Source organism: Nonomuraea ferruginea (assembly GCF_039540635.1).
GTDB classification, from domain to species: domain Bacteria; phylum Actinomycetota; class Actinomycetes; order Streptosporangiales; family Streptosporangiaceae; genus Nonomuraea; species Nonomuraea ferruginea.
In genome coordinates this window covers 62,223-86,378 of sequence record NZ_BAABFD010000017.1, presented here as the reverse complement: position 1 = coordinate 86,378, position 24,156 = coordinate 62,223, and the positions used below count along the sequence as shown (strand labels likewise).

Here is a 24,156-nt window from a genome sequence, read left to right as displayed (position 1 = left end):
GGGGACCATCGTGAAGCACTTGCTCATCGCCGCGGCCATGACACTGGCCGCCACCGTGACGGGTACCGCCGGCGCGTCCGTCACCTCGCCCGCGCCTCAGCCCACGAACGGAGGCAGCCCGTCAGGCCCGGGGTGCGCGGCCATCGAGGGCAGCCTCAAGGACATCGCCGACAAGCCGGTCGGGACCGCACTCACCCAGGTGCCGGAGCTCTCCACGCTGGCCAAGGCAGTCGAGGAGGCCGGCCTGACAGAGAAGCTGAACTCCGCCGAGGACATCACCGTGTTCGCACCCACCAACGAGGCGTTCCAGGCTGTCCCGAAGGAGCAGCTGGACCAGCTCATGGCGAACAAGGAAGAGCTCACCAAGGTTCTCCAGTACCACGTCGTCCAAGGGAAGCACATGGCCGCCGACCTGGAGGGCGCGCCGCTCACCACCCTTCAGGGCGGGGACCTGACGGCGAAGGCCTCCGGCCAGGAGATCACGGTCAACGACGCGAAGGTGGTCTGCGCCGACGTGCCCACGCGTAACGCCACCGTCCAGGTCATCGACAAGGTCCTGATGCCCCAGTAGGGCAGGACAGACGCCCACGGCGCACGCGGCGCGGTCTCGCGCCGCGTGCGCCTCATCTTCCGGTCGGCATCGACTTCAGGCACAGCGCGGCCGCCCAGGTCCAGATGGCCGCGCCGCCGACGACCATCAGGCGGAAGTCCTGCGCGGGGAACGCGGCGAACCCCAGGACGAGGTAGGCCACCGGTGCCAGGACGCTGTAAAGAGCCCAGCCACGCTGACCGGCGCGGGCGAACCGGCGGGCGAACACCAGGCACGCCACGCTCAGCGCGAGGCCCATCCCGACCGGGGCGAGGTTGTGCAGCATGCCGTGCCAGCTGACCTCGCCGGGGCCGTCAGGGGTTCCGACGGGATATCCCTCGGCCGGGTCGGTGGGGAAGACGCCGGCCCAGATCAGGCTCGCGCCGTAGACCCCGATGAGCCAGGTGCCCCAGGCGCGGCCCGGCGTCCCGGGCCGGAGCGTACGGCGCAGACCGGCGACGGACGCCAGCACCAGCACCCCGCAGAGCAGGAAGTTGCACGTCTGGATCCAGCCGTAATCACCCAGGCTGAGCATGCTGAGCGGGTGGCGCCGGGCGTCGAACCCGTCGCGGGTCATGGCCTGCGCCACGATCAGCAGGACGAACAGCGGCCCCGCGGCCACTCCGCAGGCGAGCAGGGCGCGGGTCGTGCGCAGGGGTGGCCGGTCAACGGCGGTGTCGGAGGACATGGTCGATCTCCATCGGTCGTGGCTGATTGCAAAAATGAGCTTGTACGTAAAAATATCCTTTGTCAACAAGGTCGGCAGAAGGACGTCGATCAGCCGTGAGCAGTGGTAGGTATGGCCCTGCGAGGGCCCGAGACAGCCGCCTCAGGCGGCGGACGAGGGGAAAGGGGAAGATCCGCGCCTTTCCACTTCCAACCTATAGCGCACCCCAGGGCTTGCGGCAAGACCCGGGTCGTGCCGCACAATCGTCGGCCGGGGCCAGAACCTGCGGAAACTTGGGGGGCGCACGTGCGTTTCGGAGCTGTTGACACGAACCCGCTGACCACCAGCGCGTTCGACCTACCCGGCAACCTCGCGCCCAAGGCCGACCCGGCCTTGATCGCCGGCGACGAGCGGCACTTCGCGGCCATCGCCGAGAGCCTGCGGCAGACGATCGCCGAGCTGTCCGACCGGCTCGACGCCACGCGGAAGGCGCCAGGCGGCAAGGGCCGGGCGGCGCTGGACCGGGACCTGGAGGTCCACCGGCTGTCCGCCCGCCTGCGCGCGCTGCGCAGGTTCGGTCTCGACCTGTGCCTCGGGCGCATGGTCGGCGCGGACGACTCCGAGCCCGTGTACGTCGGACGGCTCGGCCTGGCGGACGGCGAGGGTCGCCGGCTGCTGCTCGACTGGCGCTCACCGGCGGCCGAGCCGTTCTTCGGAGCCACCCACGCCAACCCGATGGGCCTGGCGAGCCGCCGCAGGTACCGATGGACGCGTGGCCGGATCAGCGACTACTGGGACGAGGTCTTCACCTCCGACGGGTTCGACGGGCACGCCGCGCTCGACGACCAGTCCGCCTTCATCGCCAGCCTCGGCGGCAACCGGTCGAGCCGGATGCGCGACGTGCTCGGCACCATCCAGGCCGACCAGGACGCCGTCATCCGCGCCGGATCCCGTGGCGCCCTCGTCGTCGACGGCGGTCCCGGCACGGGGAAGACCGTCGTCGCGCTGCACCGCTCCGCCTACCTCCTCTACTCCGACCCTCGGCTCGGCCACCGCAGGGGCGGCGTGCTGTTCGTCGGCCCGCACCAGCCCTACCTGGCCTACGTGTCCGACGTCCTGCCCAGCCTCGGCGAGGAGGGCGTGCAGACCTGCACCCTGCGCGACCTCGTCGCCGAGGGCGCCGCCGCCGGGGTCGAGACCGACCCGGAGGTGGCCCGTCTGAAGGCGTCCGCGGACCTGGTGAAGGCGATCGAGCCGGCCGTCAGGTTCTACGAGAACCCGCCCACCGAGGAGATGACGGTCACCACCGACTGGGACGAGGTCCGGCTGAGCGCCGACGACTGGGCCGAGGCGTTCGAGGCGCCGGAGCCCGGCACCCCGCACAACGAGGCGCGCGACCGGATCTGGGAGGAGCTGCTCACGATCCTGGTGGACAGGCACGAGGTCGAGGCCCCGGCCGACCTGATCCGAAGGTCGCTGCTGCGCAACCGGAGGCTGCTCACGACCTTCAACCGCGCGTGGCCGATCATCGAAGCCGCCGACCTCGTCGGAGACCTGTGGACCGTGCCCGCCTACCTGCGGATGTGCGCCCCCTGGCTCAGCCCCGACGAGGTGCGGAAGCTGCGGCGCGCGGACGCCCAGGCCTGGACGGTGTCCGACCTGCCGCTGCTGGACGCGGCCCGGCAGCGGCTCGGCGACCCGGAGGCGTCACGCCACAGGCGCCGCCAGGAAGCCACCCTCGCCGCCGAGCGCGAGCGGATGTCCGCGGTCGTCGACCACATGATCGAGGCCGACGACGACGGTGAGGGCGCGGTGATGATGCTGCACGGACAGGACATCAAGGACGCCCTGGTCGACGAGAGCATGCTGCCCGGCGTCGAACCGGACCGGCTCGCCGGCCCGTTCGCGCACGTCGTCGTGGACGAGGCCCAGGAGCTGACCGACGCGGAGTGGCAGATGCTGCTGCTCCGCTGCCCGTCCAGGAGCTTCACCATCGTCGGGGACCGCGCCCAGGCCAGGCACGGGTTCACCGAGTCGTGGCAGGAGCGGCTGGAGCGGGTCGGGCTCGACCGGGTCAGCCTGGCCTCGCTGACCATCAACTACCGGACGCCGGAGGAGATCATGGCGGAGGCCGAGCCGGTCATCAGGGCCGCGCTCCCGGACGCCAACGTGCCGACCTCCATCCGGAGCGGCGGCGTCCCCGTCGCGCACGGGTCCGCGGGGGAGCTGGACTCGATCCTGGACGGCTGGCTCGCCGCGAACGCCGACGGGACCGCCTGCGTCATCGGCGATCCCGCGTTCCGGGCGACGTCCCGGGTCCGGTCGCTGACTCCGGAGCTGGCGAAAGGGCTCGAGTTCGACCTGGTCGTCCTGGTCGACCCGCAGGCGTTCGGCGAGGGCGTCGAAGGAGCGGTAGACCGCTATGTCGCGATGACCAGGGCGACCCGGCAACTGGTCGTCCTCACGAGCCCCTGACGTCCGGGCCGCCACTATGGGATCTCAAGCGGCCCCCCTTCCGGTCTCCTGACGGCCGGACCGCAGGACGCCTTAAGGGATCCGTAAGCAGGTCCGGCGAAGCTGTCGGTACGACAGAACGGCGCGGCCGGACAGCCCCGCCCCTTCCCCGGAGGACCGTCATGAGGACGATCACCGCAAGCCTGTTCATCTCCCTCGACGGCGTCATCGACGAGCCGGCGGAGTGGCACTTCCCGTACTTCAACGAGGAGATGGGCGCCGCCGTGACGGAGGGCATGGCCGACACCGTGCTCGTGGGCCGCAAGACCTACGACAGCTTCGTGGGCGCGTGGCCGGAGCGCGAGGCGGCGGGCGGCGAGGACGCCGACTTCGCCAAGACGCTCGGCGACGCGCGGAAGATCGTGGTGTCGCGCCAGTCGCTGGAGTTCACCTGGCGCAACTCCGAGCAGCTGCGGGGCGACCTGATCGAGGGCGTGACCGCGCTGAAGAACGAGCCGGGCGGCCGGATCGCCATGAGCGGCTCGGTCTCGGTGGTCCGGCAGCTGCTGGCCGCCGGGCTGCTGGACGAGCTGCACCTGCTGGTGCACCCGATCGCCGTCCGCAAGGGCGAGCGGCTGTTCGACGAGGGCGGCGACGCCATCCCGCTGGAGCTGGTCAAGTCGCAGACGTTCACGACCGGGGTGCTGTCCCTGGTCTACAAGCCCGAGGGCGCCTGACCACGGCCAGCTCTACAGCCTGTAGAGTGAGCGCTTCCTCCAGGTGAAAGGGTGCGGCATGCTGCGCTGGTTCAGGATCGTTGCGGTGGCCGAGGCGTGCTCGTGGGCAGGGCTGCTGATCGGCATGTTCTTCAAGTGGGTGACGGAGACCACCGAGCTCGGGGTGAAGATCTTCGGGCCGGTCCACGGAGCGCTGTTCGTGCTGTACGCGGCCGGGGTGGTGCTCGCGGCGCGCGAGGCCGGCTGGAGCCGCGGCACGGTGGTGCTGGGCCTGGCGTGCGCCGTGCCGCCGTTCACCTCGCTGTGGTTCGAGCGCCGCATGGCGTCGCGCATGGTGACGCAGTCCTGATCCGAGCCCTTCAGACGCAGGTGTAGCCGGACGGCAGGGCGTCGCCGCTCGGGCGGCTCACCTGGAAGCCGACGCTGGTGGTGCTGGCTCCGGCGGCGAGGGTGCCGTTGTGGGCGACGTTCCTGATGGTCACGGTCTGCCCGCTGGTGGTGACGGTGCCGTTCCACGAGCCGGTCAGCGTGTGGCCGGCCGGGAGCGTGAAGGTCACCGTCCATCCGGTGATGGTCGAGCTGCTCGTGTTGGTGATGGTCAGCGGCTGCACGACGTAGCCGGTGCTCCACTGGGTCTGCACGGTCGGGACGGCCGCGCAGGTCCCGCCGGACGGGCCGGGCTGCGTGGTGACCTGGGCGGTGTTCGAGACCGGCGAGGTGTTGCCCGCGGCGTCGCGTGCCCTGACCTGGTAGCGGTAGGTGGTGTCCGGCGTCAGGCCCGTGTCGGCGTACGAGGTCGTGGCCGAGGTGCCGACCTGGGTGAACGTGCCGCCGCTCGGCCCGGGCGCGCGCAGGATGTCGTAGCCGGCCAGGCCGGTGTCGTCGGTCGAGGCCGTCCAGCTCAGGCTCGTGCCCGTGGCCGTGGTGCCCGAGGCGGCGAGGCCGGTGGGGGCGGTCGGCGGGGTGGTGTCGCCGGAGCCGCCGAGCGCCGGGGTCTGCCAGTCACGCCACTCGGCGAGGTTGCCCCGCTTGCTGGGGGAGATCCGCATCGAGCCCGTGTGGCTGCCCGTGTTCCGCAGGAACTTCTGGATGGTCTGCTGCAGCGGGGTGCGCCATTCGGACCGGGTGGCGCAGTGGTTGCCGTCCTGGACGTCGGACCAGTAGGTGATGTTCGCCTCCGCGCCGAGGGCCTTGTAGACCTCCGCCCCGCCGAGGGCGCCGACGCTCGCCGACCTGGCGGCCAGCCAGTCGATGTGCGGGTTGTCCATGACGAACAGACCGCGCGGCGCGATCATCGCCACGACCGAGTGCGTGTCGACCGGCAGCCTGGCCGGGTTGCCGGTGAAGGACCCGAACGCGTCGCCCAGCCACGGCTGCTCCCCGTAGGCGCTGCTCAGCGGCTGGGCGCCGCTCTCGCCGGGGATCACGCGGAAGGCCGCGAGGCCGCCGCTGCCCGGCTCGATCGGCATGGTCAGGGCGATGCGCTGGTCGAAGGCGCCGGCCACGAAGGCGCCCTTGCCGTACCGGGAGCAGCCCGTGACGCCGGTCGCGTCGGCGGTGAGCACGCTGCCGCCCGACTGCTCGATGACGTCGATGATCCGGCTCACGCCCCACGCCCAGGCGGCCAGCAGCCCCGTACCGCTGGAGGAGCCGTAGACGTTGTAGAACGCGCCCTGCTTGCTGGAGCGCGGCGTGCCCTCCCGCCCCACCGCGAGGGGGTCGTAGGTCACGACGGCCGCGCCGGCCGCCTTGATCGTGGCCGTGTCCGCGCCCAGCCCGCCCAGGACGATGACGGCGGGGAACGGGCCGGAACCGCTCGGCAGGTCGACGCCCGCCGAGAAGCTCGCGCTCCTGCCGTTGTGCGACACGTTCACGGTGATGCCGGTGCGTGACACCGTCCCCGTCACGCCGGACGGCTTCGCGGGCTTCTCGCCGTAGACGAACCTCTCCGCCAGCGCCTTGATCTCCGCCCTGTGGCACCGCCACTCGGACCTGGCGGAGACGCGCGTGCCGTTCAGCTTCATGAACGGGTCGGGAAGCCGGGAGACGGTGGGCAGGGACCCCTCGCCGGGCAGGCCGGACACCGCGCAGTCGGCGCCCTCGTCCTCGACCCCGGCGGCCGCGACGGCCTCGGCGGAGGTCAGCGCCACGGCCCCGGCGGCCGCGAGCGTCACGGCCGCCGCCAGCGCGACGGCTCTCGTACGGATCCCGATGATCACCGGAACTCTCCCTTGCGGTGAGGGGTCGGTGATCAGTCTGAGAATCCTCCCGAAACATGTCAATCAAGAGCCGAAATTTTCGGTCCGTACGATCACGCAATCCATCCATGAGCTGGCGATATGCCTCTGGAAACCGGCTGAAACGAGTTCAGAGGCCGAGGTAGGCGCGGCGCACCCGTTCGTCGCCCGCCAGGTCGTCGCCCGACAGGGTGATGACCCCGCTCTCGATGACGTAGGCGCGGTCCGCGAGCGCCAGCGCCTGGGCCGCGTTCTGCTCCACCAGCAGGATCGCGACGCCGCTCTCGCGGATGCGCCCGAGCGCGGCGAAGACGGCGCGGACCATGAGAGGGGCCAGCCCGACCGACGGCTCGTCCAGCATGAGCAGTCTCGGCCGGGTCATCAGCGCGCGCCCGATGGCCAGCATCTGCTGCTCACCGCCGCTCATCGTGTCGGCCCGCTGGTCCAGCCGTTCGGCGAGCCTCGGGAACAGCTCCAGCACCCTGTCGGCGGGCTCGCCCGTGTGGTAGGCGCCCATCGCGAGGTTCTCCGCGACGGTGAGCGGGCCGAACAGCGCGCGGCCCTCCGGGACCTGGACGAGCCCGCGCCGCACCACCGCGTGGACCGGCAGCCCGGACAGCTCCTCCCCGTCGAACACCACCCGGCCGGCGGTCGGCCTGAGCAGCCCCGAGGCGACCCGCAGCGTCGTGGACTTACCCGCGCCGTTGGCCCCGACGAGCGCGACGATCTCCCCGGCCGCGACCTCCAGCGACAGGCCGTGCAGGACCCGCAGGCCGCCGTATCCGGCGTCGACGCCGTCAAGCGAGAGCATCATCGGAGTCCTCTCCCAGATAGGCGGTCACGACGCGGGGATCGCGGGCGATCGCCGCGGGCTCCCCTTCGGCGAGCACGCTCCCGCGATCAAGCACCAGCACCCGGTCGGCCAGCCGCATCACCGCCGGCATCACGTGTTCGACCAGGACCAGCGTCATGCCCTCCGCGCGCAGCTCGCCCAGCAGGGTGATCATCGGCTCCCGCTCCGCCGGGGTGAGCCCGGCCAGCACCTCGTCCAGCAGCAGCACCTTCGGCCGGAGCGCCAGCGCCCTGGCCAGCTCCAGCTGCTTGCGCGCGGCGGCCGGCAGTTCCCCGGCGGGCCGCGACAGGTAGGCGCCGAGCCCGATCCTCTCGATCGTCCCGGTCGCGGCGGCGACGGCCTCCTTCCTGGTGCGGAGGTGCGCGCCGGCGGCCACGGTCACGTTGTCGAGGACGGACAGGGCGGGGAAGGGCCGGGTGAGCTGGAACGTGCGGACCAGGCCGGCTCTGGCGCGCAGATGGGCGGGCCGGGCGGTGACGTCCTGGCCGTCGAACAGGATCCGGCCGCTCTCCGGCCGCTGCTCGCCGGAGATCACCGAGAACAGCGTGGTCTTGCCCGCGCCGTTGGGCCCGATGACCGCGTGGATGGTGCCCCGCTCGACCTCGAACGTCACCGAGTCCAGCGCGCGCAGGCCGCCGAACGCCTTGCTCACCCCCTCCATGCGCAGGATCATCGCGACCTCCTGGCGAAGCCGCCGTACAGACCGCGTGGCATGGCCAGGACCACGACGATCAGGAGCACGGCGTACATGATCACGTCCAGCCCGCTGCGGCCCTGGAGGAAGGAGAGGAACTCGGGCGGCGTGCGGACCACCGTCGCGGCCACGTCCGACAGCGGGGCCAGCACCGCCGCGCCGATCAGCGGCCCCCACACCGTGCCGACGCCGCCGATCACCGCGGGCAGGATGGCCTGGATCGACACCGACGGCCCGAAGGCGAGGTCCGGGCTGACGAACAGGTAGTAGACGGCGTAGAAGCCGCCGGCGACCGAGGTGAGCGCGGCGGAGACGCCGATCGCCAGGATCTTGTGGCGGACCACCGCGACCCCGGCGGCCGCGGCGGCCGTCTCGTCCTCGCGCACGGCCACCAGGTTCAGCCCCGCCCTGCTGCCGAGCAGCACGATCACCGTCGCCACGCACGCGAGCGTCAGCAGCAGCGCGACCCAGAAGTACGCGGGGTCGCCGACGTCGAACCGGAGCGTCCACCACCCCTGCTCGCCGGTGACGGGCAGGGTGAGTCCGACCGCGCCGCCCACGAGCTCGGAGTTCAGCGCCGCCAGCCTGAGCATCTCCGCGAAGGCGAAGGTGGCCAGCGCGAAGTAGGCGCCCTTCAGCCGGTAGCGGACCGCCAGATAGCCGGTGACGACGCCGAACAGCGCGGCCACCGCCATCCCGGCGAGCAGCCCGAGCCACGGCGAGAGCCCCAGCTCGACGGTCAGCAGCGCGGTGGTGTAGGCGCCCAGTCCGAAGTAGGCGGCGTGCCCGAAGCTGAACAGGCCGCCGAACCCGCTCATCAGGTTCCAGGCCACGGCCATCATCGCGAACATCAGAGCGCGGACGGCGACCGCCTCCTGCGCGGGCGGCAGCAGCAGGGGCAGCGGGGCGAGGGCCACGCCGATCGCCGCGAGCACGACGAGCCTTCTGATCACGCCGGCCTCCCGAACAGGCCCTGCGGGCGCCAGAGCAGGACGAGCACGAACACCGCGAACACCGCCAGCAGCGGGCTCTGCCCCGGCAGGTAGATGCCGCCGAGCTGCTCGGTCAGGCCGACGATCAGCCCGCCCGCCACCGCCCCGGGAACGCTGCCCAGACCGCCGAGCACCACGACGACGAACCCGATGATGTTGAACAGCTCACCGGCCGTCGGCTCGACGGTGACGAGCGGCGTCACGAGCGTCCCCGCGGCCCCGGCGCAGGCCGTGCCGGCGGCGAACGTCAGCGCGTGCAGCCGCCGCACGTCGAGCCCCACCAGCGAGGCGCCCTCCGGGTTGGCGGCCACCGCCCGGATCGCGGTGCCCAGCCTGGTCCTCGTCAGCAAAAGCCACACCGCCCCGGCCAGCCCCATCGCGCCGGCGAACGCCAGCACCCTGCTGAGGTCGGCCACCGCGCCGAGGACGCGCAGCGGGGTGTCGAAGGAGACCGCGACCGTCCTGGTGTCGCCGGAGAAGGCCAGCAGCAGGGCGTTCTCCAGCAGCATCGCGATGCCCAGGGTCAGCAGGAGCTGCGCGGCGAGCGAGCCGCCCATGGTCCGGCTCACCAGGTGGCGCTGCACGACGTAGCCGAGGCCGAACAGCAGCGGCACGCTCACCAGCAGCGACAGGTAGGGGTTCAGCCCGGCGCCGGTCGCGAGCAGCGCGGTGGCGTACATCCCCAGCGTCATGAAGGCGCCGTGCGCGAAGTTGACGATGTCGAGCACCCCGAAGATCAGCGTCAGGCCCATCGCGACCAGCGCGTAGACCCCGCCGAGCAGCAGACCGGTCAGCACCGCCTGGGCGGTGACCGATCCGCTGCCCGAGCGGGCCCACGCGCCCGCGACCACGGCCACCGCCACGAGGATGCCCAGGCCGGCGCGCGAGATCAGGTGGTTCACTCCGCGGCGGGCCTCGGCTCGGCCACGGCCTTGGCCGCGGGATGCACCGGGACGACCTTGCCGTCCTGGACTTGCAGGACGATCGGGGTGGCGTTCTCGTTCTGCCCGGACTCGTCGAATTGGACGGGGCCGTCGAACGCCATCAGCGTGTCGAAGGAGATCCCGGCGAGCGCCTCACGGATCTTCGCCGGGTCCCGGCTGGCCGCCTTCTCCAGGGCCGCGGCCACCAGCCTGACGCACTCGTACGAGGTGAAGGGGATGAAACGCAGTTCCTCGCCGTACTCGGCCTGGAAGGCGTCGAGGATCGCCTTCGACTCCGGCTTGGTGGCGTCGTAGTTGAAGTTGGAGTCGTAGACGCCCTCCGCGGCTGCGCCCCCGTCGCGCGGGAAGACCGGCGAGCTGAAGGCGCCGTGCGAGACGCCGAGCACGATCTTCACGCCGGGCTGGACCGACGCGATGGCCTTGGCGGTGAGCAGGCCGTCGCGGTAGTAGCCGGTGACCGCGAGCGCGTCGACCCCGGCGGCCTTGACCTTGGTGAGCTCGGTGGTCAGGTCGGCGGCCTTGAGCGCGTCGTAGGTGATCCGCGGGCCGACCTGGAGGCCGAGCTTGGCCGCCTCGTCGGTGAACGACTCGTACGTCGAGGATCCGTAGTCGGTCTGCTCGTGCAAGTAGGCGACCTTGGTGATCTGCTGCCCGGTGCGGTCGGCCAGGTCCTTCAGGTAGCGCGCGCCGTACCTGCCGAGGGTGTCGGAGGAGGGCTGGAGCCGGAAGGTATAGGTGTAACCCTGCTTGAGTATGTCGTCGGCGGAGGCGACGTCGATGACGAACGGCACCTTGTTCCGCTCGGCCACCGTGGCGACCTGCGCGGCGACCGCGCTCTGGTAGGGCCCGACGAGCGCCACGGCGCCCGCCTGGGTGAGGCGCTGCGCCTCGCTCTGGCCGATCTCCGGCTTGCCCTGGCTGTCGGCGTCCAGGATCTCCAGCTTCGCGCCGCCGAGCGACTTGATGCCGCCGGAGTCGTTGATCGCCTTGGCGGCGAGTTTGATCGCCTTGGACATCTGCTGGCCGTCGAAGGCCAGGGCGCCGGTGAGGGGGTGGATGGAGCCGATCTTGATGGTGCCCGACGCGTCCGGCGAGGCCGGGGCGGCCCCGCCGGGAGCCGAGCCGCCGCAGGCCGTCAGGGAGAGAGTCAGGAGCGTGCCGATGGCGATACAGGACTTGATACGCATGGCGTCGTCCTCGGGGGGGTTGCCTCGGTTCCATCTTCTGGAACGCTGTTTCGCTGATGTTGGCAGCAGGCGCGCGCCGCGGTCAAGCGACTTGTCCCGTTGATCCAGCGCCTGTCAACCTGCTGTGAAGTGGCGCAAGACGGGAAGGTTAGGACCGGTGATGTGGTACGAGTGTGATGGATACAGCAGGGGGAACACTCTGACATCTAGGTGTGATACACCCCCATAGGCGTATTAATGTCCCCGAACTTGTCGCACAGTGAGAAAGTCAGGTCAATGCGGATTCTGGTCCTCGGTGGTGACGGCTATCTTGGCTGGCCCACCGCCCTCCACCTCTCTCAGACCGGGCACGAGGTCGCCGTCGCCGATAACTTCGCCCGGCGGCAGTACGACTTCGAGCTCGGCGTGGAAAGCCTGGTGCCGATCGAATCCCTGCAAACCAGGATTTCCACCTGGCACCGGCTGACCGGTAAGACCATCCAGGCGTACATTGGCGACCTGATGGAGGCGGACTTCACCTACGACATGATCCGCGACTTCCGTCCGGACGCCGTGGTCCACTTCGCCGAGCAGCGGGCCGCCCCCTACTCGATGATCGACCGCAAGCATGCCGTCTACACGCAGGTCAACAACGTGGCGGGCACGCTGAACGTGCTCTACGCCATCGCCGAGATCGACCCCGAGATCCACCTGGTCAAGCTCGGCACCATGGGCGAGTACGGCACCCCCAACATCGACATCGAGGAAGGCTGGCTGGAGGTCGAGCACAAGGGGCGCAAGGACCGGGTGCTCTACCCCAAGCGGCCGGGGTCGTTCTACCACCTGTCGAAGGTGCACGACAGCCACAACATGGAGTTCGCCTGCCGGATCTGGGGCCTGCGCGCGACCGACCTCAACCAGGGCGTCGTGTACGGCCAGCAGACCCCGGAGACCGCGCTCGACGACCGGCTCGCCACCAGGTTCGACTACGACGCGGTGTTCGGCACGGTCCTCAACAGGTTCGTCGTCCAGGCGGTGCTCGGCCACCCCCTCACCGTCTACGGCAAGGGCGGCCAGACGCGGGGCATCATCGACATCCGCGACACCGTCCGCTGCATCCAGCTCGCCTGCGAGAACCCGGCCGAGCGCGGCGAGTTCCGCGTGTTCAACCAGATGACCGAGTCCATGTCGGTCGCCGACATCGCCGAGACCGTCGCGCGGAGCTTCCCCGACGAGGTGACGATCAACAACCTCGACAACCCCAGGGTCGAGAAGGAGGAGCACTACTACAAGGTCGTCCACAGCGGCCTGGTGGAGCTCGGCCTCGAACCCCACCTGCTCTCCGACACGCTGATCACCTCGCTGTTCGACGTGACCAAGCGCTACGCCGAGCGGGTCGACCTCGACGCCATGCAGCCCCGGGTCGACTGGCGCGGCGCCCTGGGCGGAGAGAGGCGGTGAGCGCTGAGGAAGGCGCGTTCGCCCGGGCCACGGGCCGCACCGCGGAGCGGGAGGAAGGCGGCCACGACAAGCCGCGCTACCGCCGTTACCAGTTCGACCTGATCGCCCCCCACTGCGGGCGCAGCGTGCTGGAGGTGGGGGCCGGGCTGGGCGAGTTCGCCAGCCAGTTCACCGGCCTGGACCGGCTCGTGGTCACCGACGTCGACCCCGACGCGGTCAAGGTGATGAAGGCCCGCTTCGCCGGCCGCGGCGAGGTGGAGGCGGCCCAGTTCGACCTCGCCTGCGGAGCCAGCCTGGACCGCCCGGTCGAGACCGCGATCGCCATCAACGTGCTGGAGCACTTCGAGGACGACGCCGCCCTCCTCACCCTCCTCGGCCGCTCGGTCACCCCGGGCGGCACGCTCGTGCTGTGGGTGCCCGCCTACCAGAGCCTGTACGGCGACTTCGACCGCAAGGTCGGTCACTTCCGCCGCTACACCCCGGCCACGCTCAGGGACGCCGCGGTGCGCGCCGGGCTGGAGGTGGAGCTGTCCCGCCCGGTCAACCTGCTGGGCGGGATCGCCTGGTGGGCCGCGGTGCGGCTGGGCAAGGCGGGCTCGCCCAAGGCGGGCGCCGTCGGCCTGTACGACAAGGTCCTGGTCCCGGTCACCCGGGTGCTCGACCGGGTTCTGCCGATCCCGTTCGGCCAGTCGATCCTCGGCGTCTTCCGGGTGCCCGGCGACCGGGGGCACGCGGCGTCGTGATCCAGGTTCGTCGTCTTCTGCGGGGAGCTCTCCCGCGCATCTTCGGGCGCTACGCGATCGGTTCGGTGGTGGCGGGCGTGGTCAGCGAGATCACGCTGCTGACGGTCTACGGGCTGGAGCTTCTCGGCCCGTCGGCCGCCTCCGTGGTCGCGTGGGGGCTCGGCGCCGTCGTCAACTACGTGCTCAACCGGTGGTGGGCCTGGAAGCTGCGCGGCCGGCCCAAGCCGCTGCGCGAGCTGCTCCCGTACTGGCTGACCGCGGTGGTGGGGCTGGTCATCGCGTCATGGGGCACCGGGGTCGCCGACCGGGTGGGACACCAGATCTTCGACACCGACGGCCCCCGGGTGATCTTCGTGGGGGCCGTCTTCCTGGGGATCTACGGGCTGCTGTTCGTGGCGAAGTTCTTCCTGTTCCACTACTTCGTCTTCGCCGACACCCGCTCGGGTGAGGAGGGCGCCGAGCCCGCAGAGGAGGGCGACGAAGCCGGCCGGCGGCGCTCACGGAGCCAGGTCCCGAGCACGACCCGCGAGTAGCGGTAGCCGTAGACGAGGTTGCCGCCCTTCTTGGTGGTGCCGGCCGCGCGCAGTCGCATGGTGGCCGGCACCTCCACGACCCGGAACCCCCGCGAGATCACGCCGATCAGCAGCTCGGACGACTGGTACTGCGGCTGGGTGAGCGTGACCGCCCCGGTCACCTCCGCCCGCATCGCCCGCAGGCCGAACGAGGTGTCGGTGATCCGCTGGCCGGTGAACCGGCTGATCAGGAACGCGAACACGTGCACGCCGAGGCGGCGGACCCTGTCGTGGGTCTCCTGCCGCCCCAGCACGCGGGAACCGGTCGCGAAGTCGGCCTCCCCGCGCAGCACCGGGGCGAGCACCCGCTTGATGTCGGCCGGGTCGTACTGACCGTCGGCGTCGGTGGTCACGATGTAGCGGGCGCCGCTCTCGCGGGCCAGACGGTAGCCGAGCCGCAGCGCGGCGCCCTGCCCGCGGTTCGCGGGGACGTCGCAGACCATGGCCCCGGCCTTGCGCGCCTCGGCCGCCGTGCGGTCGGTGGAGCCGTCGACGACCACGATGGTCGCGGTCTCCATCCCGTCGATGACCGCCGGGATGCCGTTCACCGTGGCGCCGATGCTGCGCTCTTCGTTGTACGCGGCGATGACGATCGCGATGGGAGGCAGGTCCGAGCCGTATTCCGAGGTGAACTCCGCCATCGCGGCGGCGTCGATGTCCACCGGTGTCTCCGGGCTCGTCATGCGTCTTCCTCCGGTTTGTCGCTTTTAGCCGCAGATCATTCTGCTGCAGATGGCGTGAAGTCCGGCCATACTGTGGCCATTCCCGAGGTCAAATCGTGGCGAGGCTGATATCCGAGGGCCTTCGCCGCCGAGATGTCGAGCACGACCGCCGGCATCTCCCCCTGCTTCGCGGGTACGTGCTCGACCGGGATGGGCGCACCGGTGACCGTCCGCGCCGCGTCGATCAGGTCGTGCACGCTCACCGACGTGCCGGACCCGACGATCAGGGGACCGTCGTGGTCCTCGCGCCAGGCGAGCAGGATCGCCTGCACGACGTCGTCGACGTGGACGTAGTCGCGTAGCTGGGCGCCGTCGCCGTACACCTGGACCCCCCTACCCTCGGCGGCGGCCCGCATCAGCCTCGGGACGAAGCTGTCCTTGTGGAGCATCCCCGGCCCGTACACGTTGGCGAAGCGCAGCGCGCTCGTGCGCATGCCGTAGACGCCGGAATAGGCGCTGAGCAGCATCTCGCCCGCGGCCTTGGTCGCGCCGTACGGCGTGAGCGGGCGCAGCGCCAGGCTCTCGCTGATCCGGACGCCGCCCACGTCGCCGGTGACGGCGTTGGTGGACGCCAGCAGGAACCGCGGCACCCCGCGCTCCCTGGCGAGCTCCAGCAGCCCCGCCGTGGCCTCGACGTTGGTCTGGTACGTTCCGGCCGGGTCTTCCACCGAGCGGAGCACCGACGTGACGGCGGCGAGGTGGACCACCGCGTCGAGCCCGGCCGTCACCGCCCGCTCGCGCACCCCGGGATCGCGCAGGTCGCCCACGACGGACACCACGCCGGGATCCGGGTGCGGGTTGAGGTCGACGACCGTCACCTCGGCCTTCTCGGCGAGCAGCGCCGCCACCAACCGCTTTCCGATGAACCCCGCTCCGCCCGTGACGAGCACGCGGGCCCCGCCCACCTCCGGCATCTCCTGGCATTCCTTTCCCTCAGGTCCCAGCGACGATACCGGCATCCGGAGGGTGGACCCGCATCGGTTCTGGCGATGCGGAGGGCATTCCCAGCAAACGCTTGGACTCCCTGCGTAGGCTACGGTCTTTGTCGTCCTGTCGACCGACCGCGAGGCAGTTGGAGGAGTGTACGTGAGCCCAGCTCTGGTGGTGGGCCCTCCCCTTGTGGCCGGCCTGGTCCTGGCGCTGGCCGCACAACGGCGCGGCTGGGCGCCGCCGCTGTGGGCGGCGCTGGCGGTCGGGGCCGTGCTCCGGATCATCGCGATGGCCTGGGCCGCGCAGGACCCCGCCCAGCCGTACGACTTCGCCAACGACTTCTCGATGGCGGCCGCCGAGGTGCTCGAAGGCCGCAACCCGACCACCCACATGCGCGACGGCGGCTGGCACTTCCTGCCTTTCCTCGCCTACGTGCTGGCGGGCCAGAAGGAGCTGGGCGACCTCATCGGGCTCTCCTGGAACTGGTCGGGCCGGATCGTCCCCGTGCTGGCCGACCTCGCGCTGATCCCGCTGGTGGCCAAGCTCGCCGGCGAGCGCGGGGCGCTGCGGGGCTTCCAGTACGCGTGCGTGCCGCTCGGCATCATGGTGAGCGGCATCCACGGCCAGTTCCCGCCGCTCACCCTGGTCTTCGGGGTGGCCGCGCTGGTCGCCGCCCGCGCCGGGCGCGCCCACTGGGCCGGCGTGCTCGTCGGCCTGTCGGTGGCCTGCACCAACTGGTCGGTGCTGCTCGTGCCGGGAGTGGTGCTCGCCGTCGCGGGGTCGCGCCGCCTGGTGGTGCTCGGCTGGACCGCGGCCGTTCCCGGGCTGTGGCTGCTCAGCAGCGCGGTGTTCCTGGACACGCCGGTCACCGGGCTCGTCGACCTGGGCAAGGCCATCATGTCGACGCGCCCGGTGGTGGGCGACTGGGGCTGGACCGCCCTGGTCACGGGCGGCGACCAGGACGTCTCGTCCGTCCTCGGCAGGATCGGCACGCTCGTGCTGGTCGCGGGGCTGCTCGCGGCCGGGTGGTGGTGGCGCGGGGCCGACCCGGTCGACCTGACCCTGGTCCTGCTGCTCGTCTTCCTCATCCTGACCTACCGGCTCGGCGCCCAGTACCTGATGTGGCCGGTGCCCTACCTCCTGGCCCGCGCCGGCCGCGCCACCTGGCCGGTGATCACGGTGACCAGCGCCTGGGCGGCGGCCGGCTACCTGCGCGTCCAGATGTTCACCGGGATGGGCTGGTGGCAGTTCCACAGCGTGTGGGCCCTGTCCTCGCTCGTGGTCATCCCCTTCCTGATCGCCGCACTACCGCCCAGGAACCCGCCCCGTCCCGGCCCCGCCGAGCCCGTCCGGCCGACGGGAGCCATGTCAGAGCCGTAGCCGCCCCCGCGTCAGCGGCCGGTGCGCGTGGACCAGAGCGCCTTGCCGCCCGACCTGACGTAGATCACCACGTTGCCGTCGTTCTGCACGGCCAGGAAGGCACCGGGCGTGGTCGTGCGGCTGTGCCACACGGCCTTGCCGGCGGCGTCGTAGACGACGAAGTTGCCGTCGGTCTGCATGGTCGCGAACGCGCCCTTGCGGGAGCCGGTGGTCCTGGTGCTCCACAGTGCCTTGTCCGCGCTGCTGTAGAGGACGAGGTTCCCGTCGCGCTGCATCTCCAGCCGGTAGCGGCGGTCGGTGGACCGCCGCAGCTGACCGGGCCGGAGCGTGTCGCCGGGGCGCAGCAGGTTGTCCAGGCCGGACATGCGGTCCCACACGGCGTCGCCCGCCTTGCTGTAGACGACCAGGTTGCCGTCGTTCTGCACGGCCAGGAACGAGCCCGGCCTGGTGGTGCCGCTGTGCCACACGGCCTTGCCGGCGGCGTCGTAGACGACGAAGTTGCCGTCGGTCTGCATGGTCGCGAACGCGCCCTTGCGGGAGCCGGTCGTCCTGGTGCTCCACAGGCCCTTGCCGGTTCCGCGCCGGTAAAGGACGAGGTTGCCGTCCTCCTGCATGACCAGCAGGTAGCGGCCGTCGGGGGAGCGCCGGGACTGGCCGGCTTTGAGGGTCTCGCCGGCCCGCAGCAGCTCGCCGGCGGCGGAGACGGTCGTGGCGGAGGTGGACGCCGTGGCGGCGACGGCGACAGTCGCCGGGGTGAGCGTCAGCGCGCCGCCGAGCGCCACGACGGCCACCGTCTTCATGGATGTACGCATGGGTGTGCCCCTTGGGGAGAGTGGTGTCACGACCGGTACGCACCGGTCGATGGCACAACCTAGGGAAGAGGCACGGGGTATTCGATCTTTTCGAAACCCGCCTAACAGTCAGCTCATCAAATCGACCAGGGCCTCGCCCCGTGAGGTCAGACCGATGCGCACGTGGCGGCCGTGCCGCTCGCGCTCCAGGAGGCCCGCCGCCTGCAACTGGTCGCAGTGGTAGCTGGCCGTGGCCGGGGTGCAGCTCAGGAGGCCGGCCAGCTCGCCCATGGTGAGCGGCACCCGGCCCGCCCTCAGTATCGTGGCGCGCACCCGGCCCACCGTCAGGGCCAGGCTGTCCTTCTCGTCGCTCTCCGCCTCGTGGCCGGACCAGAGCAGGCCCACGGCGGGCACGGGGTAGCCGATCCACGCCAGCCCCGGCCGGTCGAAGGAGAACAGGCACGCGCCGTGACCGGAGACGACCGGCACGAACGTCAGCTTCCTGCCGCCCAGGTGTCGAACCGCCGGCCCTGCTGGTCCGGCAGCCTGATGGAGGTGCCGCCGAACCTGAACCTGCTGTTCAGGCCGGTGAGCACGGCCTCCAGAGCGCCGGTGACCGCCGCGACGCCCACCCGCTCGCGCTCCTTGCCGAGCAGCCCGCCGGCGCGGTGCCACGTCGGCGCGAAGTCCTCCCACAGCCTGCGCATCAGCCGCGCGTAGACGCGGAGCCACGCCCGCGGGCGGTCCACGACGGGCTGCCAGTGGACCGGCGCCCCGGCCCCGAACTCGGCCTCCAGTTCCCTGATCAGGGTCGCCGGGTCCAGGTCCTCAAGCATCTCCAGATAGGTCTCGACGTCGCCCTCGACCATCGTGGCCGTCGCCGTCAGGCAGTCGGGGATGATCGAGCAGTACGGGTCGAACAGCGGCTTCAGCGCGGCCGCGTCCTCGCCGATCACGCCGGCCACCCCGCGCCGCCAGTGACCGGGCACACCGTGCGGCCGGCCGCCCACGCTGCCCGCGGCCAGCGACAGCAGGCTGACGCCGGGGTGCAGCGCCACCGTCGCCCTGACCTCGTCCAGCGGTCCGAGTTGCAGTTCCGAGTACCCGTTCATCGTCCCCCAGCCGCCGGTCGAGCCCGGCCGATGGCTATTGTGCACAGAGCCTGGGGGACGCGGTCATCCGCCCGCAATCACTAAGAGAAATCTCGAAACGAGGGCCGACGGGCTACACGCGGCCCGGCCAGTCGGCGTAGCGGATCTCGCCGAGCACCGCGCCCTCGCCCGGCACCAGCGAACGCTCGTGCAGCTCGGCCCCGAAGTAGCGAGCGTCCGGGTCGGTGACCACCTGGCGGGGGTCGCCCCAGGCGGCGAGCGCGTCGCGGAAGAACTCGTCCATCCTGAACTGCTCCGGCCCGGCGATCTCGACCCTGCCGTTCAGCGGCGACCCCACCGCGGTCCTGCCGACCTCCTTGGCGACCTCGTCGCCCGCGATGGGCTGGTAGAGCACCGGCGCGATCCGTACGGTGCGGCCGTCGGTGGAGGCGGCGTCGGCGATCGTCCGGGTGAACTCGAAGAACTGGGTCGCGTGCACGAGCGAGAACGGGATCCCCGCCTTCTCGATCAGCCGCTCCTGGGCGAGCTTGGCCTGGAAGTAGCCGCTGTCCGGCAGCCGCTCGGTGCCCACCACCGACAGCGCGACGTGATGCCCGACGCCGGCTTCGGACTCCGCGGCGAGCAGGTTGCGGGTGGAGGTCTCGAAGAACTGCATGACGGCGCTCTCCTCGAACGACGGGGAGTTCGACACGTCGATCACCACGGCCGCGCCGGACAGGACCTCGGCGAGCCCTTCGCCCGTGAGGGTGTCGACCCCGGTGTTCCGCGCCGCCGCCACCGCCTCGTGCCCGTACTCGCCGAGCCTGGTCACGAGCTTCGACCCGATCAGGCCCGTCCCGCCGATTACCACGATCTTCATGACAACGCCTTCCTTGTCCCCCGGTGAACCAGGGTTCCCGCCCCTGGGACAAGGCAAGCCCGCAGTCCGTGCCAACTCCGGGGAAATTGTGCGGTCAGGAGGGAAGGCGGTAGACCGACACGTGCGAACGCGACTCGGCGGTGAAGGCGGCGCCGGACCAGTCGGCATGCCTGCTCTCCAGCTCGAACCCGGCCAGCTGCGCCATGCGGGCGACGAAGGCCATGTCGGAGCCGTAGCGATCACGACGAATCTTCCGGACGTCCCCCGAGATCATGCCGGGCTCGTGAACCGGCGCCCTTGTCGATCGACGTGTTCCGGCCGGGCAGGCCGAGTCATTAGGCTGCCTCACGACGAGGGCCGCGTGCGGTGGGGGCGAGGTGACCGGTGTGGCGGAGGAAGCGGCACGGCTGCTGGTGCGGTTCGGCCGCCGTTACGCGGCCGCCGTGCGCCTGGCGACGCTGGTGCCGATCTGCGCTGTCGCCCTGTTCAGGGCGTCCCCGGAGCACTTCGCGGCCACCGCCTCGATGGTCGCCGTCGCGGCGGTGTGGACGTGCGGCTACGTATGGTGGCTGCGCCGGGGCCGGGGGGACGCGCTGCTCGCCCCCGACGTGATCGTCCTGCTGACCCTGACTGCGAGCGTCACCTGGACCGGCGCCCTTGAGGACACCAATTTCGGCTGGTCACGGCTCCTGGTCACCTTCGCGTGCGTGACGTGGCAGTGGCACACCTCGCTGCCCGTGGGAGCCGCCGTGGCTCTGGTGGCCGGAGGCGGGGCGGCCGTCATCGTCGCCATGGCGGTGCCGGACCCGAGTGTGATCAGAGGCAACCTCTGGGCGGTGCCGGCGGCCGCGCTGTCCAGAGCCGCCTGGACCCTCCTGCGGCAGGCCGCAGACAGGGCCGACCGGATGGCGGCCGAGGCCGCCCGGGCGCGTGCCGCCGCGCAGGCGGCGGCGGTCGTCCGCGCCGAGGAACGCGAGCTCGCCAACGCCCTGCACGACACGGCCGCGACGACCCTCCTGATGGTCGGCACCGGGCAGGTGCGCTCCGACTCCGCCTGGCTCGGCCCGCAGGCCCGCCGCGACCTCGACAGGCTGCGTTCCGACAGCAGGCGGACGCCCCGCCCGGCCGACCTCGTCGACCTGCTCAGGGCCGACCTCGACGCCGCTCAGCTCTCCGTGGAGTTCGACCTGCCGGCACGCTTACCACTCCCGGCGGGGGTCGCGGCGCCCATCGCCGACGCGGCGCGCGAGGCGCTCACCAACGTGCGACGCCACTCGGGCACGACACGGGCGACCGTCCGCCTGCGCGGGGACTCCCAGTCGCTGCGGCTCGACATCATCGACGAGGGAAAGGGATTCTCCCTGGAAGACGTCCCGGGCCACCGCCGCGGCATCCGCGAGTCCGTGCGCGGCAGGATGACCCGCATCGGAGGCACGGCCACCGTCGTCTCCGCCGAGGGCGAGGGCACCCGAGTGCGGCTCGAATGGCCGGCCGGCCATGACTGACGCCGCCGGGGAGCGGACCGGAGCCCAGCTCAAACGCGGCCTCCGGATAGCGACGCTGCTCGTCGCCGTGGCGATAGCCGGCGGTCTCGGCGGCGCCAATCTGATGCGCCACTGGGACGTGTACGAGTGGCCGGTCGCCCAGGTCGTGGCTCTCGCGATGCTGGCGGCCGTGCTCGCCTGCGAGGCCGTGCTGCTGGTCCGGCGGCGCCCGTGGAACCGGCTGCGCTGGGCCGCCGTCGCCGTGGTGCTCGCCGCGTCCGCTCTCTCGTACGCGACGCTGCCGGACGGGCGGACGTCCACCACCACCGACTGGATCTTCGGCGCGGCGAACTGGGCGGGCTTCACCGTGCTGCTCGACCGCCCGTTGCGGACCTCGGCGGGGTTCCTGGCCGCTCACGAGCTCGTCGCCCTGCTCCACCTGTTCCTGTTCGACGAGCCCGACCGGCAGGCCCTGGCCCGGTTCGCCACCGGCTCGGTGACCGTGATCGGCTTTCCGCTCTGCGTGGCCGTGGGCGCGGCCGTGCTCCGCGGCCTCAGCGCGGCGGCGACCACCGCCCAGCGGGAGCTCGAACGGGTGCGCGTGGTGGAAGCCGTCGCGGCGGCGTCGCACCGCCGCAGGCAGCAGCGGTTCACCGAGCTATCGGCGAGCACGATCCCGCTGCTGGAGGGGTTCGCCGACAACTCGCTCCGGCCGGACGATCCTGCCGTCCAGCGGCTGTGCGCCATCGAGGCGGCCCGGATGCGGCGGCTGTTCGCCGAGACCGACACCGTCGCCGACCCCCTGGTACACGAGCTGCGCCACTGCGCCGACGTCGCCGACCGCAAGGGCGTCGAGGTGGAGCTGGACACGCGCGGGCAGTGGCCGACGCCCCCCGTGGCCGTCCGGCGCGATCTCACCGAGCCGGTGCTGACCGTGCTCGCCACCGCCGCCTCCCGGGCCAGGGTCACCGTCGTGGGCAGCGCGGACCTGGTGTCGGTGAGCGTCGTCGCCGACAGCGGCGAGGTGGACGTGCCGGATCCGGCGACGCCGGGAGTGCTGGTCGAGACGCTGCGCAATGACGAAACGGTATGGATGGAGGTCCGATGGCAGCCCACCGCGCCGGCGACGAGGTGATCACCGCGGTGATCGTCGATGATCACGCGGCCATCTCCGCGGGCGTCAGCGCCTGGTGCGCCGAGGCCGCGCCGCCGATCGACCTCATCGACGCGGGGGAGCGACTCGCCGACGTGTGGACCGGGCCGGGCGCCGCCGCCGACGTGGTGATCTTCGATCTGGAGCTGGTCCCCGGCAGGCCGGACTTCGGCGAGCTGCGCAGGCTGGTCCACAGCGGCAGGCGCGTGGTCGTCTACTCCCAGCACACCGACGACGCCACCGCGATCAAGTGCGTCGACCTCGGCGCGCTCGCCTACCTGACCAAGCGGGAGGGTCCCGAGCACCTGGTGACGGCCATCAGGGCCGCGGCGCGGGGAGAGCCCTACACCGCGCCGTCGCTGTCCGGGGCGCTCGCCGCGGACCAGTCCCCGGACCGGCCGCGCCTGTCCCAGCGCGAGACCGAGGTGCTGCGGGCGTGGTTCGTCTCCTCGTCCAAGGACCTCGTCGCCGCGAAGCTCAACATCACCGTCAAGACCGTCGAGACCTACATCGCGCGCGTACGCGTCAAGTACGCCAACGTCGGCAGGGCCGCCCGCACCAAGAGCGACCTCGTCACCCGCGCCATCGACGACGGCGTCATCACGCTCGCCGAGCTCAACCAGACGCTCGACCACACGGAGGCCACGCTGTAGGGCGTTCGCCGGACACCGGCCCGCCGCCCGCCTCCCTAGAGTTGCGATCAAGCTGCGGCCGACACAGGGGGGCCCGGATGGCACTGAAAATCAAGATCCTCGGACCATGGGAGGTCACGGCGGATGACGAACCGGTCAAGGTGGCCGGTGAGCGGCGGGTCGGCTTGCTGGCCCGGCTGGCGCTGAGCGCCGGCCACGTGGTTCCCGCCGAACAGCTGCTGGCAGACGTCTGGGGGCAGAGCACGGCGGCGACGGCGGCCAAGCAACTGCACATCGTCGTGTCGAAGATCCGCGACCTGCTCTCCAGGCACCAGGAGAACGAGGTCATCACGACCGTCGCCGGCGGATACCGGCTGAACGTGGAGCGGGAGAACGTCGACGCCCATCTGTTCACGCTGCTGAGCGGCCGGGCGGGCGCCGCGCGGGCCCGGGGCGAGGCGGCGACTGCCGACAGGCTGTTCCAGCACGCTCTGACGCTCTGGCGGGGCGGCGCGCTGACCGGCATCACCGCTCCGTGGGCCCAGGTCGAGGCCGCACGCCTGGAAGAGGAGCGCCTCATGGCGCTGGAGGACCACGCCGACCTCCGCCTCGCCGCCGGTGACCACCGCGCGCTGGTGCCGATGCTCACCGCCCACACCCTGTCCCACCCGCTGCGGGAACGGGCCCGGGCCCAGCTCATGCTGGCGCTGTACCGGGCGTCCCGGGCGTCGGAGGCTCTCGCGGTCTACCGGGACACCCGGTCTGTCATGGTCGGCGACCTGGGCATCGAGCCGGGGCCGGGGCTGCGCCGGATGCAGGAGGCGGTGCTCCGCCGCGACCCGGCGCTGGACCTCGCCTCCCCGGCCATGCTCATGACGCTCACCGAGCGCGTCATCACCACCGCCCGGCGCTGACCGGTCAGCGGTCGGGGATTCCGTCCCCGGGCCGGGGCGTGACGGCTCCGGCGAGATCGTCCGGAACGGA

General features: G+C 71.6%; 26 protein-coding genes. 12 read left to right on the top strand and 14 right to left on the bottom strand.

The genetic code is table 11. The annotated features are described in order from the left end of the window. Positions 1-10 precede the first annotated feature (10 nt). The gene (locus ABD999_RS29610) at positions 11-571 is read left to right on the top strand and encodes a fasciclin domain-containing protein (protein ID WP_271275650.1); all 561 of its coding nucleotides are present in this window, start codon (positions 11-13) and stop codon (positions 569-571) included. 52 nt (positions 572-623) lie between these two features. Here the strand turns inward: ABD999_RS29610 and ABD999_RS29605 are convergent, their stop codons facing one another. Continuing rightward, positions 624-1,277 (bottom strand): DUF998 domain-containing protein, encoded by a 654-nt coding sequence (locus tag ABD999_RS29605; protein ID WP_271275651.1) that lies wholly within the window; start codon positions 1,275-1,277, stop codon positions 624-626. A 285-nt stretch (positions 1,278-1,562) separates the two neighbouring features. On the opposite strand from ABD999_RS29605, the gene helR reads away from it, so the two are divergent. From helR to ABD999_RS29590, 3 genes are all read left to right on the top strand, one after another. Further along, the gene (helR, locus tag ABD999_RS29600; RefSeq protein ID WP_271275652.1) at positions 1,563-3,731 is read left to right on the top strand and encodes an RNA polymerase recycling motor ATPase HelR; all 2,169 of its coding nucleotides are present in this window, start codon (positions 1,563-1,565) and stop codon (positions 3,729-3,731) included. 161 nt (positions 3,732-3,892) lie between these two features. Then, the gene (locus tag ABD999_RS29595) at positions 3,893-4,447 is read left to right on the top strand and encodes a dihydrofolate reductase family protein (RefSeq protein ID WP_219546733.1); all 555 of its coding nucleotides are present in this window, start codon (positions 3,893-3,895) and stop codon (positions 4,445-4,447) included. Between the two features lie 58 nt (positions 4,448-4,505). Next, positions 4,506-4,796 carry a DUF3817 domain-containing protein gene (locus ABD999_RS29590; protein ID WP_219546732.1) on the top strand — a complete coding sequence of 97 codons (291 nt, stop codon included), beginning with the start codon at positions 4,506-4,508 and terminating at the stop codon, positions 4,794-4,796. 10 nt (positions 4,797-4,806) lie between these two features. On the opposite strand, the gene ABD999_RS29585 is transcribed toward ABD999_RS29590, so the two are convergent. From ABD999_RS29585 to ABD999_RS29560, 6 genes are all read right to left on the bottom strand, one after another. Then, on the bottom strand, positions 4,807-6,666 hold the full coding sequence (locus ABD999_RS29585) for a glucuronyl esterase domain-containing protein (RefSeq protein WP_271275653.1): 1,860 nt from the start codon (positions 6,664-6,666) through the stop codon (positions 4,807-4,809). A gap of 148 nt (positions 6,667-6,814) precedes the next feature. Next, on the bottom strand, positions 6,815-7,498 hold the full coding sequence (locus tag ABD999_RS29580) for an ABC transporter ATP-binding protein (protein WP_271275654.1): 684 nt from the start codon (positions 7,496-7,498) through the stop codon (positions 6,815-6,817). Beyond that, on the bottom strand, positions 7,482-8,210 hold the full coding sequence (locus tag ABD999_RS29575; protein ID WP_271275655.1) for an ABC transporter ATP-binding protein: 729 nt from the start codon (positions 8,208-8,210) through the stop codon (positions 7,482-7,484). Before ABD999_RS29575 ends, ABD999_RS29580 begins: the two co-directional genes overlap by 17 nt. Further along, the gene (locus ABD999_RS29570) at positions 8,207-9,184 is read right to left on the bottom strand and encodes a branched-chain amino acid ABC transporter permease (RefSeq protein ID WP_271275656.1); all 978 of its coding nucleotides are present in this window, start codon (positions 9,182-9,184) and stop codon (positions 8,207-8,209) included. Before ABD999_RS29570 ends, ABD999_RS29575 begins: the two co-directional genes overlap by 4 nt. Further along, positions 9,181-10,125, bottom strand: a complete 945-nt coding sequence (locus ABD999_RS29565; RefSeq protein WP_271275657.1) for a branched-chain amino acid ABC transporter permease — start codon at positions 10,123-10,125, stop codon at positions 9,181-9,183. The genes ABD999_RS29570 and ABD999_RS29565 overlap by 4 nt, the downstream gene beginning before the upstream one ends. Continuing rightward, entirely contained in the window at positions 10,122-11,354 is a 1,233-nt protein-coding gene (locus tag ABD999_RS29560) for an ABC transporter substrate-binding protein (RefSeq protein WP_271275658.1), read from the bottom strand. The genes ABD999_RS29565 and ABD999_RS29560 overlap by 4 nt, the downstream gene beginning before the upstream one ends. A gap of 276 nt (positions 11,355-11,630) precedes the next feature. Here ABD999_RS29560 and ABD999_RS29555 point away from each other — a divergent pair, with 276 nt between their 5' ends. From ABD999_RS29555 to ABD999_RS29545, 3 genes are read left to right on the top strand one after another with little or no spacing between them, the layout of a single operon-like run. After that, positions 11,631-12,794, top strand: a complete 1,164-nt coding sequence (locus ABD999_RS29555; RefSeq protein WP_271275659.1) for an NAD-dependent epimerase/dehydratase family protein — start codon at positions 11,631-11,633, stop codon at positions 12,792-12,794. After that, positions 12,791-13,537, top strand: a complete 747-nt coding sequence (locus tag ABD999_RS29550) for a class I SAM-dependent methyltransferase (RefSeq protein WP_271275660.1) — start codon at positions 12,791-12,793, stop codon at positions 13,535-13,537. Before ABD999_RS29555 ends, ABD999_RS29550 begins: the two co-directional genes overlap by 4 nt. Then, entirely contained in the window at positions 13,534-14,070 is a 537-nt protein-coding gene (locus ABD999_RS29545; protein ID WP_148035218.1) for a GtrA family protein, read from the top strand. The genes ABD999_RS29550 and ABD999_RS29545 overlap by 4 nt, the downstream gene beginning before the upstream one ends. Here ABD999_RS29545 and ABD999_RS29540 read toward each other — a convergent pair. Further along, positions 13,953-14,792, bottom strand: coding sequence for a glycosyltransferase family 2 protein (locus ABD999_RS29540; protein ID WP_271275661.1), 840 nt, complete (start codon positions 14,790-14,792; stop codon positions 13,953-13,955). The two genes, ABD999_RS29545 and ABD999_RS29540, sit on opposite strands and share 118 nt — an antisense overlap. A 35-nt stretch (positions 14,793-14,827) precedes the next feature. Continuing rightward, the gene (locus tag ABD999_RS29535; RefSeq protein ID WP_271275662.1) at positions 14,828-15,745 is read right to left on the bottom strand and encodes an NAD-dependent epimerase/dehydratase family protein; all 918 of its coding nucleotides are present in this window, start codon (positions 15,743-15,745) and stop codon (positions 14,828-14,830) included. A 172-nt stretch (positions 15,746-15,917) separates the two neighbouring features. Here ABD999_RS29535 and ABD999_RS29530 point away from each other — a divergent pair, with 172 nt between their 5' ends. After that, on the top strand, positions 15,918-17,141 hold the full coding sequence (locus ABD999_RS29530; RefSeq protein ID WP_271275663.1) for a hypothetical protein: 1,224 nt from the start codon (positions 15,918-15,920) through the stop codon (positions 17,139-17,141). 11 nt (positions 17,142-17,152) lie between these two features. On the opposite strand, the gene ABD999_RS29525 is transcribed toward ABD999_RS29530, so the two are convergent. The 5 genes from ABD999_RS29525 to ABD999_RS29505 all read right to left on the bottom strand — a co-directional run bounded on the left by ABD999_RS29525 (position 17,153) and on the right by ABD999_RS29505 (position 20,126). Then, on the bottom strand, positions 17,153-17,953 hold the full coding sequence (locus ABD999_RS29525) for a PQQ-binding-like beta-propeller repeat protein (RefSeq protein WP_271275664.1): 801 nt from the start codon (positions 17,951-17,953) through the stop codon (positions 17,153-17,155). A 108-nt stretch (positions 17,954-18,061) separates the two neighbouring features. Continuing rightward, positions 18,062-18,421: a MarR family winged helix-turn-helix transcriptional regulator gene (locus ABD999_RS29520; protein ID WP_271275665.1), complete on the bottom strand. Its 360-nt coding sequence runs from the start codon at positions 18,419-18,421 to the stop codon at positions 18,062-18,064. A 5-nt stretch (positions 18,422-18,426) separates the two neighbouring features. Beyond that, positions 18,427-19,044 (bottom strand): hypothetical protein, encoded by a 618-nt coding sequence (locus tag ABD999_RS29515; RefSeq protein ID WP_271275666.1) that lies wholly within the window; start codon positions 19,042-19,044, stop codon positions 18,427-18,429. A gap of 112 nt (positions 19,045-19,156) precedes the next feature. Next, a complete protein-coding gene (locus ABD999_RS29510; RefSeq protein ID WP_271275667.1) occupies positions 19,157-19,903 on the bottom strand; it encodes an SDR family oxidoreductase in 747 nt (248 codons plus the stop codon). A gap of 94 nt (positions 19,904-19,997) precedes the next feature. Then, the gene (locus ABD999_RS29505; protein WP_378525309.1) at positions 19,998-20,126 is read right to left on the bottom strand and encodes a hypothetical protein; all 129 of its coding nucleotides are present in this window, start codon (positions 20,124-20,126) and stop codon (positions 19,998-20,000) included. A gap of 163 nt (positions 20,127-20,289) precedes the next feature. Between ABD999_RS29505 and ABD999_RS29500 the strand changes: the two genes are divergently transcribed. The 4 genes from ABD999_RS29500 (at position 20,290) to ABD999_RS29485 (ending at position 24,086) form a co-directional block, all read left to right on the top strand. Beyond that, a complete protein-coding gene (locus ABD999_RS29500; protein WP_271275668.1) occupies positions 20,290-21,408 on the top strand; it encodes a sensor histidine kinase in 1,119 nt (372 codons plus the stop codon). Beyond that, positions 21,401-22,522, top strand: coding sequence for a hypothetical protein (locus ABD999_RS29495; RefSeq protein ID WP_219546722.1), 1,122 nt, complete (start codon positions 21,401-21,403; stop codon positions 22,520-22,522). Before ABD999_RS29500 ends, ABD999_RS29495 begins: the two co-directional genes overlap by 8 nt. Continuing rightward, on the top strand, positions 22,492-23,193 hold the full coding sequence (locus ABD999_RS29490; RefSeq protein WP_219546721.1) for a response regulator: 702 nt from the start codon (positions 22,492-22,494) through the stop codon (positions 23,191-23,193). The genes ABD999_RS29495 and ABD999_RS29490 overlap by 31 nt, the downstream gene beginning before the upstream one ends. Before the next feature lie 77 nt (positions 23,194-23,270). Then, positions 23,271-24,086 (top strand): AfsR/SARP family transcriptional regulator, encoded by an 816-nt coding sequence (locus ABD999_RS29485; protein WP_271275669.1) that lies wholly within the window; start codon positions 23,271-23,273, stop codon positions 24,084-24,086. Positions 24,087-24,156: the final 70 nt, after the last annotated feature.

What these genes read in the sequence shown, in the direction of transcription:
- ABD999_RS29495 (WP_219546722.1), top strand. Translation starts at nt 21,401, where the DNA reads ATGACTGACGCCGCCGGGGAGCGGACCGGAGCCCAGCTCAAACGCGGC.
- ABD999_RS29605 (WP_271275651.1), bottom strand. Translation starts at nt 1,277, where the DNA reads ATGTCCTCCGACACCGCCGTTGACCGGCCACCCCTGCGCACGACCCGC.
- ABD999_RS29515 (WP_271275666.1), bottom strand. Translation starts at nt 19,044, where the DNA reads ATGAACGGGTACTCGGAACTGCAACTCGGACCGCTGGACGAGGTCAGG.
- ABD999_RS29575 (WP_271275655.1), bottom strand. Translation starts at nt 8,210, where the DNA reads ATGATCCTGCGCATGGAGGGGGTGAGCAAGGCGTTCGGCGGCCTGCGC.
- ABD999_RS29490 (WP_219546721.1), top strand. Translation starts at nt 22,492, where the DNA reads ATGGCAGCCCACCGCGCCGGCGACGAGGTGATCACCGCGGTGATCGTC.
- ABD999_RS29535 (WP_271275662.1), bottom strand. Translation starts at nt 15,745, where the DNA reads ATGCCGGAGGTGGGCGGGGCCCGCGTGCTCGTCACGGGCGGAGCGGGG.
- ABD999_RS29505 (WP_378525309.1), bottom strand. Translation starts at nt 20,126, where the DNA reads ATGGCCTTCGTCGCCCGCATGGCGCAGCTGGCCGGGTTCGAGCTGGAG.
- ABD999_RS29555 (WP_271275659.1), top strand. Translation starts at nt 11,631, where the DNA reads ATGCGGATTCTGGTCCTCGGTGGTGACGGCTATCTTGGCTGGCCCACC.
- ABD999_RS29595 (WP_219546733.1), top strand. Translation starts at nt 3,893, where the DNA reads ATGAGGACGATCACCGCAAGCCTGTTCATCTCCCTCGACGGCGTCATC.
- ABD999_RS29485 (WP_271275669.1), top strand. Translation starts at nt 23,271, where the DNA reads ATGGCACTGAAAATCAAGATCCTCGGACCATGGGAGGTCACGGCGGAT.
- ABD999_RS29540 (WP_271275661.1), bottom strand. Translation starts at nt 14,792, where the DNA reads ATGACGAGCCCGGAGACACCGGTGGACATCGACGCCGCCGCGATGGCG.
- ABD999_RS29560 (WP_271275658.1), bottom strand. Translation starts at nt 11,354, where the DNA reads ATGCGTATCAAGTCCTGTATCGCCATCGGCACGCTCCTGACTCTCTCC.
- ABD999_RS29525 (WP_271275664.1), bottom strand. Translation starts at nt 17,953, where the DNA reads ATGCGTACATCCATGAAGACGGTGGCCGTCGTGGCGCTCGGCGGCGCG.
- ABD999_RS29510 (WP_271275667.1), bottom strand. Translation starts at nt 19,903, where the DNA reads ATGAAGATCGTGGTAATCGGCGGGACGGGCCTGATCGGGTCGAAGCTC.
- ABD999_RS29590 (WP_219546732.1), top strand. Translation starts at nt 4,506, where the DNA reads ATGCTGCGCTGGTTCAGGATCGTTGCGGTGGCCGAGGCGTGCTCGTGG.
- ABD999_RS29580 (WP_271275654.1), bottom strand. Translation starts at nt 7,498, where the DNA reads ATGATGCTCTCGCTTGACGGCGTCGACGCCGGATACGGCGGCCTGCGG.